The sequence below is a fragment of the Deinococcus piscis genome (assembly GCF_014653275.1).
GTDB classification, from domain to species: Bacteria; Deinococcota; Deinococci; order Deinococcales; family Deinococcaceae; genus Deinococcus; species Deinococcus piscis.
Map to the genome: position 1 here is coordinate 1 of NZ_BNAL01000050.1, position 12559 is coordinate 12559.

The 12559-nt window shown below is 65.6% G+C and carries 10 protein-coding genes; 7 read left to right on the plus strand and 3 right to left on the minus strand.

The window, feature by feature from the left end; genetic code table 11:
• The first annotated feature begins 216 nt into the window (after positions 1-216).
• The 6 genes from IE158_RS12560 (at position 217) to IE158_RS12585 (ending at position 6505) form a co-directional block, all read left to right on the plus strand.
• Positions 217-1194, plus strand: a complete 978-nt coding sequence (locus IE158_RS12560) for an ABC transporter substrate-binding protein (RefSeq protein ID WP_189644058.1) — start codon at positions 217-219, stop codon at positions 1192-1194.
• The gene (locus tag IE158_RS12565) at positions 1191-2180 is read left to right on the plus strand and encodes a sucrase ferredoxin (protein ID WP_189644059.1); all 990 of its coding nucleotides are present in this window, start codon (positions 1191-1193) and stop codon (positions 2178-2180) included. The genes IE158_RS12560 and IE158_RS12565 overlap by 4 nt, the downstream gene beginning before the upstream one ends.
• Positions 2177-3163, plus strand: coding sequence for a FecCD family ABC transporter permease (locus tag IE158_RS12570; RefSeq protein WP_189644060.1), 987 nt, complete (start codon positions 2177-2179; stop codon positions 3161-3163). The genes IE158_RS12565 and IE158_RS12570 overlap by 4 nt, the downstream gene beginning before the upstream one ends.
• 122 nt (positions 3164-3285) lie before the next feature.
• Positions 3286-4311, plus strand: coding sequence for a FecCD family ABC transporter permease (locus tag IE158_RS12575; protein WP_189644061.1), 1026 nt, complete (start codon positions 3286-3288; stop codon positions 4309-4311).
• A 66-nt stretch (positions 4312-4377) separates the two neighbouring features.
• A complete protein-coding gene (locus IE158_RS12580; protein WP_189644062.1) occupies positions 4378-5241 on the plus strand; it encodes an ABC transporter ATP-binding protein in 864 nt (287 codons plus the stop codon).
• Between the two features lie 43 nt (positions 5242-5284).
• Positions 5285-6505 (plus strand): Gfo/Idh/MocA family protein, encoded by a 1221-nt coding sequence (locus IE158_RS12585; RefSeq protein WP_189644063.1) that lies wholly within the window; start codon positions 5285-5287, stop codon positions 6503-6505.
• A gap of 137 nt (positions 6506-6642) precedes the next feature.
• Here the strand turns inward: IE158_RS12585 and IE158_RS12590 are convergent, their stop codons facing one another.
• From IE158_RS12590 to IE158_RS12600, 3 genes are all read right to left on the minus strand, one after another.
• Positions 6643-7923: an exopolysaccharide biosynthesis polyprenyl glycosylphosphotransferase gene (locus IE158_RS12590; RefSeq protein WP_229839116.1), complete on the minus strand. Its 1281-nt coding sequence runs from the start codon at positions 7921-7923 to the stop codon at positions 6643-6645.
• 95 nt (positions 7924-8018) lie between these two features.
• Positions 8019-9698 carry a hypothetical protein gene (locus IE158_RS12595; protein WP_189644064.1) on the minus strand — a complete coding sequence of 560 codons (1680 nt, stop codon included), beginning with the start codon at positions 9696-9698 and terminating at the stop codon, positions 8019-8021.
• Positions 9688-11280 carry a lipopolysaccharide biosynthesis protein gene (locus IE158_RS12600; protein WP_189644065.1) on the minus strand — a complete coding sequence of 531 codons (1593 nt, stop codon included), beginning with the start codon at positions 11278-11280 and terminating at the stop codon, positions 9688-9690. Before IE158_RS12600 ends, IE158_RS12595 begins: the two co-directional genes overlap by 11 nt.
• A gap of 110 nt (positions 11281-11390) precedes the next feature.
• Between IE158_RS12600 and galE the strand changes: the two genes are divergently transcribed.
• Positions 11391-12416, plus strand: a complete 1026-nt coding sequence (galE, locus tag IE158_RS12605; protein ID WP_189644066.1) for a UDP-glucose 4-epimerase GalE — start codon at positions 11391-11393, stop codon at positions 12414-12416.
• Positions 12417-12559: the final 143 nt, after the last annotated feature.

The window sequence follows — 12559 nt, forward strand, 5'->3', positions numbered from 1 at the left end:
TAACGGTGGTTGTGGAGCCACTATGCTGTTCTGGACAGAGAAAAAGTAAAGTTGTCGGGTACTGAGCTGCCCCACTTAAAGCGGCAGAGAACAGCTCCAAACTTGACTGAACTGCTCGGAATAGCTCAGTATAGACACCAAAGCGAAGTCCATGTCATACGCGGCATGGGCAGTACGCCGCCCTGGGGAAGGGGTAGGCCCGCAAGGAGAAGCCTCATGCACAAAAAAGTCAACCTGTCCCCCTATGCCCTGGCCACTGCCGTCCTGACTGTGCTTGGCCTGGGAGCCAGCGCCCAGAACGCGCCGCTGACCATCGAGCACGACGAAGGCACCGCCCAAATTGCAGCCACCCCGCAGCGGCTGCTGGTCATGGACGAAGAAGCCCTGGGCTGGGTATACGCGCTGAATCTAGAAGACCGGGTGGTCGGTCTGGGCAGCTCCTACCTCACGCCTGACATGCTTCAGGGCGGCAAAGTCAAAGCTGACGTGCTGGAGCGCGGCTTTTTCGGGCACGGCCGACTGAATACACCTGCTTCTGTGGGCAGCTGGACGGCCCCTAACCTGGAAACCATCACGGCACTGGCCCCCGACCTGACCGTACGTCTGACCTGGGACGGCAACGAGAACTACGACAAACTGAGCGCCGTCTCCCCCACCCTCGGCTACAAGGAAGGTGGCCCCGACTTCTGGAAACGGGCCGTCACTGACCTCGGCAAGATTTTTGGGCGCGAGGAGCGGGCGGCGGCGGTCATTAAGCTGCCGGACAATGTCAACCGCTACAACCGCGCTGCGCTGGAAGCAGCGGGCGTATTCACGCGCTTCCCCAAAGTCGTGGTGGTGGCTCCCTTCGCCGGGGGGGGCAACTGGGTCTACAGCAGCACCCGCCTGATTGACGACCTGCGCGCCCTGGGTTTCCAGGACGGCATCCAGCTGAGCGATACCACCCTGGGCGTGGGGGCCGAGGTCAGCGAAGAAGCCCTGCTGGGCCTGGACGACCAGACGCTGGTGGTGGTCTTTCCCCCCGGCGGTGAGTACAACGGCGCGGCTGAGTTCATGAGCAGTGCCGTCGGCCAGCGCCTGAAAGACCAGACCGTGCTGTATGAACCTGAAGAATTCAGCCCCTATTCTGGCCCGCTGACCCAGGCCCGCAACTCCAACCTGGTCACAAAAGCTATTTTGGACTTCGTGCGGTGAGCCAGGAGCAGGACCAGCGAAGCGGACGCCTGCCGCTATGCGCCGACGTGTCACGCAACAGCGGTGCGCAGGCACACGGCAGTGCGCACCGCTGGGATACCTGCATCGCCTTTGAAGCCACCGTGCAGGAGTGGGAACACTTCTTTGACGCGGAGCGCATGAGCCCAGCGCAGCGCCGGGCCATGCAGGTGCTGGGCGACTGGGCAGAGAGCAGCGGCCTGGGCTACGGCCTGCTGATGTTTGCCCCGCGTGACCCGTCTGCCTTTGATCCCCGCCAGCGCCGGGTCAGGGTGTATAGCCGCCCGCCGGGACCACTCGCGAGCTTCCAGCGTCAGGACTTCTGCGCGGATGACGAAGGGCTGTGGGCCCTGTTCAGCGAGCATGTGGCGGGCGTGGGACACTCGGCGGCTGAACCGCTCCCGCACGCGGCTGGCTCCGACTGGCACCTTTGCACCCATGGCCGGGTAGACAGCGCCTGTGGCAAGTACGGCGCGGCCCTGTTCCAGACCCTTTGCGGCGAGGAACCCCGGCTGTGGCGCACTTCTCACTTCGGGGGCCACCGCTTTGCGCCCACACTGCTGGAGCTACCTGCTGGGCGCTACTGGGCGTATCTGACACCCGAACTGACCCGGCAACTCGCCCGCCGCGAAGGCGACTGGCGGGCGCTGGCCGAGTGCTACCGGGGCTGCGCGGGCTTTGGGCCAGCGGCGCAGTATGCCGACGCCGCCGCTTTTCGGGAAGCGGGCTGGTGGTGGCTGGACGCCCAGCGCGAGGCCGAAGTGCTGCGCGAGGACAGCAGCGGATTTGAGGTGGAGCTGCGCTACTGGCCGCACCCAAACAGCCCAGGCCATCAAAACAGCGCAGAGCCGGGCCGGGTGCGCGTGCAGGGCGAGCTGACGGAGACCCTACAGCTGCCCGCCAGCAGCCATGCGCCGGACCTTTATCCTGAGCCGCAGTACCGCCTGACCCTGGTGGGCGACCTGTGAACCGGCCCCACCGCTGGGCGCTGCTGTGGTATCCGGCAGCGGCGGCGCTGCTGGCCGCCGCCTCCCTTCTGTCACTGGGCAGCGGGGCGCTCCACATCGCTCCCGAAGAGGTGCTGCGGGTGCTGCAAAGTCCCGATGACTCGCGCGAAAGCCTGGCGGTCTGGACGCTGCGCTTTCCCCGCACGCTGGCCGCTGGGCTGGCGGGCGCGGCGCTGGGGGTCAGCGGACTGCTGCTCCAGGGCGTGACCCGCAACCCACTGGCCGACCCCGGCATCCTGGGAGTCGAGGCAGGCGCGGCGCTGGCGCTGATGCTGAGCGTGGTCTTTTTTCCGGGGCTGGGCAGCCTGAGCGTGCCCTTCGCATTTGGCGGCGGTCTGCTGGCAGCAGCCCTCACGCTGGGATTTGCGGCCCGCTCGGGCTTCAGTCCCCTGCGGCTGGCGCTGAGTGGTGTGGCCGTGGCGGCGCTGTGCAGCGCTGTGACCCGCAGCATTCAGATTCTGTGGGAAGACCGCGCCCAGGCCGCTCTGGTGCTGCTGAACGGCTCGGTGGCGGGGCGCACCTGGGAAGACCTGGCCCGCGTCTGGCCCTGGCTGGCGCTGCCGCTGGCCCTCGCGCTGCTGCTGGGCTCCCGCGTCAACCTGCTGGCCCTGGGCGAAGATGTGGCCCGTAGCCTGGGGGCCCAGGCTGGGCGCGAGCTGCTGGGTCTCAGCCTGCTGGGCGTGCTGCTCGCTGCCGGTGCCGTGGCGCTGACCGGGCCGCTGGGCTACGTGGGCTTGGTCGTGCCGCACCTGGCCCGTGGGCTGCTGGGCCGCGACCACCGCCTGACCTTGCCGCTCGCCGCCATGCTGGGCGCGGCGCTGCTGATGCTGGCCGATGTGGCCGCCCGGCTGATCAACGCCCCCGCCGAAACCCCGGTGGGCCTGCTGATTGCCGCGCTGGGCACACCTTTTTTCATCTTGCTGGCGCGCAGGATTCGTGCCTAAGTCCCTAGTGGAGAACCTGATATGACCCCTTCCCACCCTGCTCCGGCGTTCTTGCTCCGTCTCCTCCTCGCTCCGGGCCTGCTGAAAAACGAGCCGCCCGCCGCTGGATTCCAGCCACGCCCATGACTTCTGCGCCGCTCCCCTCACCACCCCAGACTCGCTGGGCACAGGCCGCCCTGCCGCTGGGCCTGGCCCTGGGCGTGCTGGCCCTGGCCTTCTTTGCGCTGGGTGTCGGCGCGGTGCCCACGCCGCCCGCTGACCTGTGGGCCGCGCTGAGCGGTCAGCCAGGCGAGGCCGCCGACCTGACCCGGCGGCTGGTGTTCGACCTGCGGCTGCCCCGCGTGGTGGCGGCACTGCTGGGCGGGGCGATGTTCGCGGTCAGCGGCACCATCTTGCAGGCGGTGGTGCGCAATCCCCTGGCGAGCCCCGACCTCGTGGGTGTGGGCGCGGGGGCCGGGCTGGCCGTCACCCTGCTGCTGCTGGCACTGCCCGATGCGCCGGGCTGGCTGCTGCCCTGGGGCGCGGCGCTGGGAGCCTGGGGCGCTTTTCTGGCGGTGCTGGCTCTGGCACGCGACGGGGCACGGCTCCCCCCTGTGCGGCTGGCCCTGCTGGGGGTGGCGGTGGGAGCGGCCTGCACGGCGCTGGGACAAGTGGTGCTGCTGCGTGCCTCCGACCACCTCGGCGGAGCGCTGGCGTTTTTGGCGGGCACGGTCTATGGAGCTGACTGGGCACGGGTGGGCCGGGCGCTCCCCTGGGCCCTCACGCTGCTGCCTGCCGCCTGGTTGCTCAGCCGCCGGTTGGACCTGCTGGCCCTGGGCGAGAACATGGCCTTGGCGCTGGGCCACCGGGTCACGCTGGGGCGCTACGGCACCCTGCTGGTGGCGGTGGGCTTGGCTGCGTCAGCGGTGACTCTCTGCGGAGTGCTGGGCTTCGTGGGGCTGGTCGCCCCGCACCTGGCACGGCTGCTGGCCGGGAGCCTTCACGGACGCACTCTGCCGGTCAGCGCCCTGCTGGGGGCCGGGCTGGTACTGGCCGCCGACACCCTGGGCAGGGTGCTGTCCCCCCCGCTGGAAGTACCCGCCGGACTGATCACCACCCTGCTGGGCGCACCGTATTTCCTGTACCTGCTGCAACGCACTGCTCGCTGAACTCTGGCCCGACTGCGCCGCACGTCACACATTTCCGTGCCATCCGCTCCGAAAGAGAAGGTAGACATGACCGAACCCATCCCCCCCCGCCCGCTGGAAGCCAGCCACCTGACGCTGGGCTACGGCGAACAGGCCATCTTGAGCGATCTAAATTTTGCGCTGCGTGGCGGTGCCGTCACCTCCCTGGTGGGGGCCAACGGCTGCGGCAAATCCACGCTGCTGCGCGCACTTTCGCGGCTGCTGGCCCCCAGTGGCGGGTCCGTGATGCTGGACGGCCAGGACCTGCACCGCCTGAATGCCAAGGAAGTGGCCCGCCGACTGGCGATTTTGCCGCAGGGCCCAGTGGCCCCCGAAGGGCTGACTGTCGAGCAGCTGGTCTGGTTCGGACGTCACCCACACCAGGGCTTTTTGGGCGGGCGCAGCGAAGCTGACCGGGCGCAGGTCGCCTGGGCCATGAGCCAGACCGGCATGACGGCGTTTGCGGGCCGGCCCCTGGAAGCGCTGAGCGGCGGCCAGCGCCAGCGCGCCTGGATTGCCATGAGCCTGGCCCAGAGCACGCCGGTGCTGCTGCTGGACGAACCCACCACCTACCTGGACCTCAGCCACCAGCTGGAAGTGCTGGAGCTGGTGCAGCGCCTCAACCGCGAGCAGGGCAAGACCGTGGTGATGGTGCTGCACGACCTGAATCAGGCCGTACGCTACTCGGACGAGCTGGTGGCGGTGCAGGGCGGGCGGGTCTATGCACAGGGCGACCCGGCAGAGCTGATGACGCCTGAGCTGCTACGCGATGTGTTTGGCCTCAAGGCCCATGTGCTGCAAGACCCCGACACTGGGCGGCCTCATATCATCCCGTACGCTGTGGCGCGGGTGCTGCCGCCGCAGGCAGGCGGGCTGGGGTCACCAGAATTTATGTCACAGACAGGCCCCTAATCTCTACCCCCAGGCGCTGTGTTCTAAGCTCTAGAGTAAAAGCATGACCCTCCGCGTCGCCATCATCGGCTGTGGCAACCGTGGCGCTGACGTGTATGCCCAGCACCTGCGTGAACAGGGCGCACAGGTCAGTCACCTCGTAGACCCCCGCCCCGAGCGGCTGGCCGAGGTGGCCGCCCGGTTCGGGGTGCCGCCAGAACACTGCTTCGCTGATGCCGACGCCTTCTTCGGTCTGGGCCGCGTGGCTGACGCTGTGGTGATCGCCACCCCGGACGGCACGCATACTGCGCCCTGTCTGCGGGCCCTGGCGCTCAACTACCATGTGCTGCTCGAAAAACCAGTGGCGCTGGACGAGTCAGAGCTGCATACGCTCCTGGCCGCCGAGACCGCCTCAGCGGGGCGCGTCAGCGTGTGCCATGTGCTGCGGGCCACGCCCTTTTTCCGCGAGGTAACAGCGGTCATCCGCTCAGGGCGGCTGGGCCAGATTATTGGCCTTCAGCTGAATGAGAATGTCGCTTACTGGCACTACGCGCACTCCTATGTGCGGGGCAACTGGCGCAGTTCGCCTCCGGCGGCTCCCTTTATCCTTGCCAAGAGCAGCCATGACCTTGACCTGCTGCGCTGGTGGGCGGCAGCCCCGCCGCTGAGGGTCAGTTCGGCGGGCGGGCTTCATCACTTCCGCCCAGAGCAGGCTCCAGCGGGTGCGGCGCAGCGCTGCCTGGACTGCCCGGTGAAGGACTGCCCTTCCGACGCCCGCGTCATCTACGGCACCCGCGACCCGCAGGCCTGGCCGGTCACCGTCCTCACCGCGGGAGGCCACAGTGTGCAGCAGGCGCTGGAAGATACCCCCTACGGCGAGTGTGTCTATCTGGGCCACAACAATGTCTGCGACCATCAGAGCGTCACTGTCGAATTTGCCGGAGGGGTGACAGCGACCCTGACCACCACAGCATTCACCCACAACAACACCCGCACCCTCAAGGTCATGGGGTCACACGGCGAGCTGCGCGGACAAATGGAGCTGGGCGAGCTGGAATGGTACGACTTCCGCAGCGGCACAGGGCGGGAGAGCAGGGTGCAGCGCTGGTCTGTGGACGTGGGCGGCAACCACGGCGGCGGCGACGCGGCGCTGGTCCATGACTGGCTGGCTTTTCTGCGCGGAGAGAGCGACTTGCCCACTCCGCTGGCCGAATCACTCGACTCGCACCGCCTGGCCTTTGCAGCCGAACGGGCGCGGCTGTCCGGGACGGTGGAGCAACTCTAAGCCCAAAATGCAAAGCTGTACCACCCAAGCAGGGCGGAAAGTGAAGCCGTGCGGGAAAAGCTATACATCCCGGCCCACTCTCCGCTTGCCCCAAAGCAAAGTCCTGACCTCCTGCTCTAAGGTCAGGACCAGCAAGCTCAACGCGAGCCGAAGCCGGTCAGGATGGTCATCACGGTCTTCCAGACAATCTGGAGGTCCAGGGCCAGCGAGCAGTTCTTGACATAATAAAAGTCGTAGCGCAGCTTTTCGGTGATTTGCCCCACGCTGTCGGTGTAGCCCTGCGTGACCTGTGCCCAGCCCGTAATGCCGGGGCGCACCCAGTGGCGCGAAGCGTACATCGGAATACTTTCCTCGAACTCCACCGTAAAGGCCCACTGCTCAGGCCGGGGGCCAATGATGCTCATTTCGCCGCGCAGCACGTTCCAGAACTGGGGCAATTCATCCAGGCGGAACTTGCGCAAAAAGGCCCCCACCGGAGTGATGCGCTGGTCGCCCTGCTTGGCAAAGGCAGGCCCGGAACGCTCGGAGTCGCGGGTCATAGTGCGGAACTTGACCAGCTGAAACGGCTGACCGCCGCGCCCCACCCGCTCCTGCCAAAACAGGATGGGCCGCCCACTGTTGAAATACACCACAGCGGCCACCACCGCCATCAGTGGCAACAGGACCGGCAAAGCCAGCAGGGTAAAGAACACGTCAAAAAAGCGCTTCCAGGGCAAGTATCCCGTCTGGAAAGCCGCTGGCGTGATCCAGGTCTCATCCACATCGTTGAGCGATACGCGCCCGGTCAATTCCTCTTCGAGCAGTCGGCTGGAGATCACCGGCAGATTCATCAGCTGGGCGTGTTCCAAGGCGCGCTGCTGTAGGGCACTGTGCTGCTCAGAACGGACGACCAGCGCATCTACTTCCTGTAGGGCTCCGGGCTCCTGCGCCGAGAGAAGCACGGGCTTGAGCCGCTCGGCATGCAGGTGCGGCAGCAGCTCAGGATCGGGAGCAGCCAGCATGCCGAGGCGCACCTCAGGGCGGCGGCGCTGCAACACCTGCTGCACCACGATAGTCAGCACCAGCCAGAGCAAGTGCACGGGAATCAGGAGAGCGATCTGCTGGCTGTATCCAACTGCCGCAAACAGCGCCGCGGCCACACCAAAAGCAGCCACCGGCAACAAGTAGGCCGACCCAGCTTCCGAAAGCGTAGATCGCTGCGACAGCAAAACCCCCAGCACCCCAGCCACCAGCCACAGCCGGGTCAGCAGGGCCTGGCTCTCTGCGCCGCCTGGCACAACGAAGCCAGGAATAGCCGCTGCCTGAAGCAACCAGAACAGCAGCGCCACACCGCAGAACATCAGCAGGTCCCAGCCAAACGAGGACCGGTCCATCAGAGCACGGCGCGGAGAAAACAAGGAAGAGGTCAGAAAAGCCACAGAGACATTAAACCCAATTCATCTGCCAGAACATAAGGACAGGCAGCTGGAATAACGGCGAAATATTAATGATAAAGATGAGGAAACATCCACGATTACTCGTCGCTGCGTTGCTGCTCGGCTTGAACCAACGGCCAGGCCAGGCCATACGTCTCATCATAGACACCTTTCCAGACCAGAGCCCAGCCAGAGCCAAACGGTTCAGCGTCGCCCAAGCGCACCGCCCGCTGCGATTCCATCGGGGTAACCCAGGCCGCATAGCGTAGGTCACGGCGCGAGAGCCAACCCTGCTCGCGGGAACGGGCAATGGCCGCCTCGCCGTCGGAGCCATAACCGATCAAGACTGGCACCGCCGAGGTGGACTGGGCATTCACTTCACTTGCCAGCGAAGCAAACTGCTGCTCACGGCGCAGACCCAGCCAGCGTCCCAACCGCCCGCCCTGCTCCAGCGCCCGCAGCTGCGAAATATAACGGCGCTGCGCCGCAGGATCGTGAATAGCGTGCCCTCCCCCCTCCGCTAAGAGCTGCGCCGTCAGCTGACTGTGCTTTTCCCAGAACGGCGGCAAGGCCACATCCCGCAGGGTAAACAGAATCAGCGGGCCACGGCTCAGTTGCGCGGCTTCGGTAAGGTGAGGCAGTGGGGCCAGCAGGTGATAGACCCGGTCAAACTCCCCTACCGGCGTGGAGGGCAGGGTGGTGGCAATCACAGTGAGATCGGGGACCGCCGCTTGATCGGCCAGGGTGGACATGCGGCTGTCCAGGTGGGCGCGGCTCATACTGCTGGAGAGCAGCACACTGCCCGGCAGCATCCCAGCCAGGCGGGCAGCACTGGCCCGCGAATACAGGACCACCAGGGTGCGCCCACCCTCAGCACCCAGGCGGGCCGCCAACTCTGGCAGAGACAGCGGCTCACCAGGCAGTGTCACCGGTGCGTGGCGGGCCATCTCCTCTTGCGGCACCGCCCACTGCTCCTGAGGCAACAGTCGATAGTGGGATGGCCAGAGGGTATCCAACCCCGGCAGCGCAATCACGGTCCAGCCAAACAGGGCAGACGCATCGGCCAGCAACGACGTGACCAGCTCCAGGCGGTCCACCGGCAAGGTTTCGAGCCCCTCAATCAGCAGCGGGCGCGAGAGAAGGCCCGGCAAATCAGGCAACTCCCAGTTCCAGGCCGCAGTTAGGGTTGCGACCACATGCTCCAGCGAGACCACCTCAGCCTGAGTCTGAAGCTGGCGGCGCAGGCCCCAGCGTCCACCCCAAGAGGCACTGGCCCACTGCACAGGCGGGCGACCTTGGCAGTGAGGGCCAACAGCCCCGGCCAATTGCTGCACCAGCTGACGCCCAGCGGCCCAGCGCTGACGCTCTGGCAGGGCTGGAAGCCGCCACAGACCGCCTCCCTGAGACCCTGCACCCCAAGCAGCGGCCAAAGACTCAGCCGTCCCTGTTCCTTCAGAGAGCAGCAGACCGGCCAGCACGCGCACATACATTTCGCGCTGGGTTTCGGTCCAGTGGTCCAAAGTCACCTGGGAAGAGAGTATGTCCTGGGCCGCATTCAGCAGCTCTGGTGGGCATGCTTCGTTTAGCAGGCGCTCACTCTCTTCGAAGTCGAACAGCCCCCCACTGCGGGCCAGCAAGGCGCGGGCCAGTTCCGCCTGGCCCCCTGCTGCCGCCAACCGCGCCGCCAATAGGGGATCAGCGCCGCTCAGTTCCTTGAGGCGCGCCGCTTGCTGAAGGTGCAGGGTCAATGGTTGTAGAGCCAGCGCTTCAGCTGCCATAGGTCACCTCGCTGCGGGTATCGGAGGGAAGCGGGGTGCCGTATCCATAAGCGTCTCCGCTGCCCGCCATCCGGTAACGGTTCAGTGCAAAGCCCAGTGAGCGCACGCCCAGGCGCTGCGTCTCGGTGACCAGGCGCTCCACCTGAGCCTGTGGCGTGCCCACGCTCACCACCAGCAGCAAGCCGTCCAAGAGTCTCGACAGTGCCAGTGTATCGGCAATGGTCAGGGCCGGAGGAGTATCAATCAAGATGAGATCGTAATGCTCCCGAATGGCCTGAATGTTGTTCAGCAGATGTTGAGGATTGAGCTGCGTGTCCTGCACGGTCATCAGGTCTATGTTGCGCCGGATGCCAATCCAGAACTGGGTGTTGCCAATCTGACGTGAGGGCTGGCTCATCTGGCCGCCCAGCAGCTCACGCTGACGCTGCCGGAAAATGTCGGCATCCACCACCAGCACTTTCATGCCACGCGCCGCGCAGCTCATGGCCAGACCAGCAGTGACGGAACTCTTGCCCTCGTCCTTTTCGGCACTGGAGACGGCCACCATCGGCGTCTGCGTCTCTCCTGCTGCCTGAGCACGCTCACCCAAGCTGGACAGCAGGCCCAGACGCACGAAATCCAGACCTTCGCGGAAGCCACCATGCTGCATAAAGGTTTCTACTCCCAGCGGCTTGGAGTGGCGGCCAGGCAGCGGGGGCAACAGGCCCAGAATCGGTAGGCCGAAGGGCCGCAGAGAGTCACTGTCCTGGATGCGCTGCACCAAGCGGTCACGCAGGAGCGCGAACAAAAGCCCAAAAAAGAGCCCCGCGCCCAGCACCAGCAGGGCGTCGCGCAGCGGGCGGGGAGCCAGTGGAGTCTCAGGAAGGACCGCGCCCGAAATCAGCGAAAGGGTGCCAGTGGCCGTCAGGCGCAGCACTTCCAGCTGCTGGAGCGAACGCGTCACCTCGGCCCGCAGCTGATTGGCCGTGGTCTGGCTGACCGGCTGACCGCCCACAGTCGTCTCGCCTCTGAGTTGATCCAGCTGATTGGTCAAGTTGGCGCGGGCGCGGTTCACGCCGTCCAAGGCGCGGTCACGGTCCCAGGCCAACAGAGCCTGCGTAAAAGCGTTGGCTGTGGCTTTGGCAGCCTCCGGCGTCCCAGCGCGGGCCAGAATCTCGTAGTTGCCTACCAGATTCTGATCAATGTCGGCCTGCAGGCTCACTGTCTGGTAGTTGCCCGAGCGAATCTCATTGCTGACCGCTGCCGAGATGGCGTCTACCTGCGCCGCATCCGGCAGGGCCTTTTTGAGCCGGGCCAGTGCGTCAGCAGTCACTTCGGGGCTGCGCAGCGCCCGGCTTACCACACCAGCGGGCAGCCCCGGAGCCGTGACCAACGAGTTGGACAGCAAGGTATTGCTAGGAGCAGCGGGCAAAGCGGCGACACCAGCCGAAGCCTGATAGACCGGCGGACGCGACTGCGAGTAGAAGTAGGTCGCTGCGGCCAGCGCTGTAGACACCAGCAGAAGTGGCAGCAGCGCACTGCGCAGAACTCGGAGCAGATGGGCCACGTCTAGGTCCTGGGCACGGGAAGTAGGCTGGGTCACGCGCAACACTCCTCAGTCAATAGGGCAAAAACCCGGACTGGTCCCGGCGGGCAGGTGAGCCGGCTACTGGTGCTAAAAAAGTTCATGCTGGGTCCAAGTATAGTCGGCGCATGAAAGTTTTGGTGACAGGGGGCGCAGGCTATATCGGGAGTACCACATGCTCTGCGCTGGAAGATGCAGGACACACACCCATCGTGCTGGATTCACTGGTCATGGGAGCACGGGAATTTACCCAGGGCCGCACCTTTTATGAGGGAGATGTGGCGGACAGTGCACTGGTTCGCCGCATCTTTGCGGAGCATCCTGACATTGCGGCCACCCTGCATTTTGCAGCGCGGATGGTGGTGCCTGAATCGGTGGCGCAACCAGGGCTCTACTACCGCGAGAACGTCCTGGCCAGCCTGAGTCTGTTCGAGACCTTGCTGGAGCTGGGGCAGTCGCGGGTGATTTTCAGCTCCAGCGCCAGCGTCTACGCCAGCCCGCCCGACTACCGCGTCACGGAAAACAGCCCGCAGGCTCCCATGAGCCCCTACGCCCGCACCAAGCAGATGGTCGAAGACATCCTGGCAGACCTGTGTACGGCGGCGGCACAGGCCGGACAGCCACTGCGGGGCATCGCACTGCGCTACTTCAATCCAGTCGGTGCAGACCCCCAGGGGCGCTCTGGGCCGTATCTGGACGACCCTTCCCACCTGCTGGGCCGCCTGGTCAGTGCGGCGCGGGGCAGCGGCGAGTTCGCCATCACTGGGACCGACTACCCCACTCGCGACGGCACTGGCCTGCGCGACTATATCCACGTGTGGGACCTTGCACAGGCACACGTGGCCGCACTGGAGAACTTTGATCAGGCCTTTGTGCGTGCGCAGGAAGAACTGGGCGCGGAAGTTCATTCACTGATCATTAACGTAGGCACCGGCAACGGCGTGACCGTCCGCGAACTGGTGGATGCCTTTACGCGGATTTCGCCGCAGCCGCTCAAGGTCAACGAAGCGCCCCGCCGCCCAGGAGATAACGCCGGAGCCTACGCCGATATTGGCCGTGCCCAGCGCTGGCTGGGCTGGTCCCCACAGCGCAGCACGGATGATGCCCTCCAAACGGCACTGGACTGGGCCGAACACTGGAACAGCCGCCGCTAAAGCGCAAGGCAGCGGCAAGCTGAGCGCCAATCAGAAAAGAGAAATCTATACAAGAGAAGAGAGGGCCTAACATCTAAGAGCGTGTTTGAAAAGTCAGCATAGGGGACGGGGTAGCACAGTGGGCCAAGTTCTGGCCCGCTGTT

Coding starts and splice junctions, on each gene's coding strand:
- IE158_RS12560 (WP_189644058.1), top strand. CDS start 217: ATGCACAAAAAAGTCAACCTGTCCCCCTATGCCCTGGCCACTGCCGTC.
- IE158_RS12575 (WP_189644061.1), top strand. CDS start 3,286: ATGACTTCTGCGCCGCTCCCCTCACCACCCCAGACTCGCTGGGCACAG.
- IE158_RS12580 (WP_189644062.1), top strand. CDS start 4,378: ATGACCGAACCCATCCCCCCCCGCCCGCTGGAAGCCAGCCACCTGACG.
- IE158_RS12585 (WP_189644063.1), top strand. CDS start 5,285: ATGACCCTCCGCGTCGCCATCATCGGCTGTGGCAACCGTGGCGCTGAC.
- IE158_RS12595 (WP_189644064.1), bottom strand. CDS start 9,698: ATGGCAGCTGAAGCGCTGGCTCTACAACCATTGACCCTGCACCTTCAG.
- galE (WP_189644066.1), top strand. CDS start 11,391: ATGAAAGTTTTGGTGACAGGGGGCGCAGGCTATATCGGGAGTACCACA.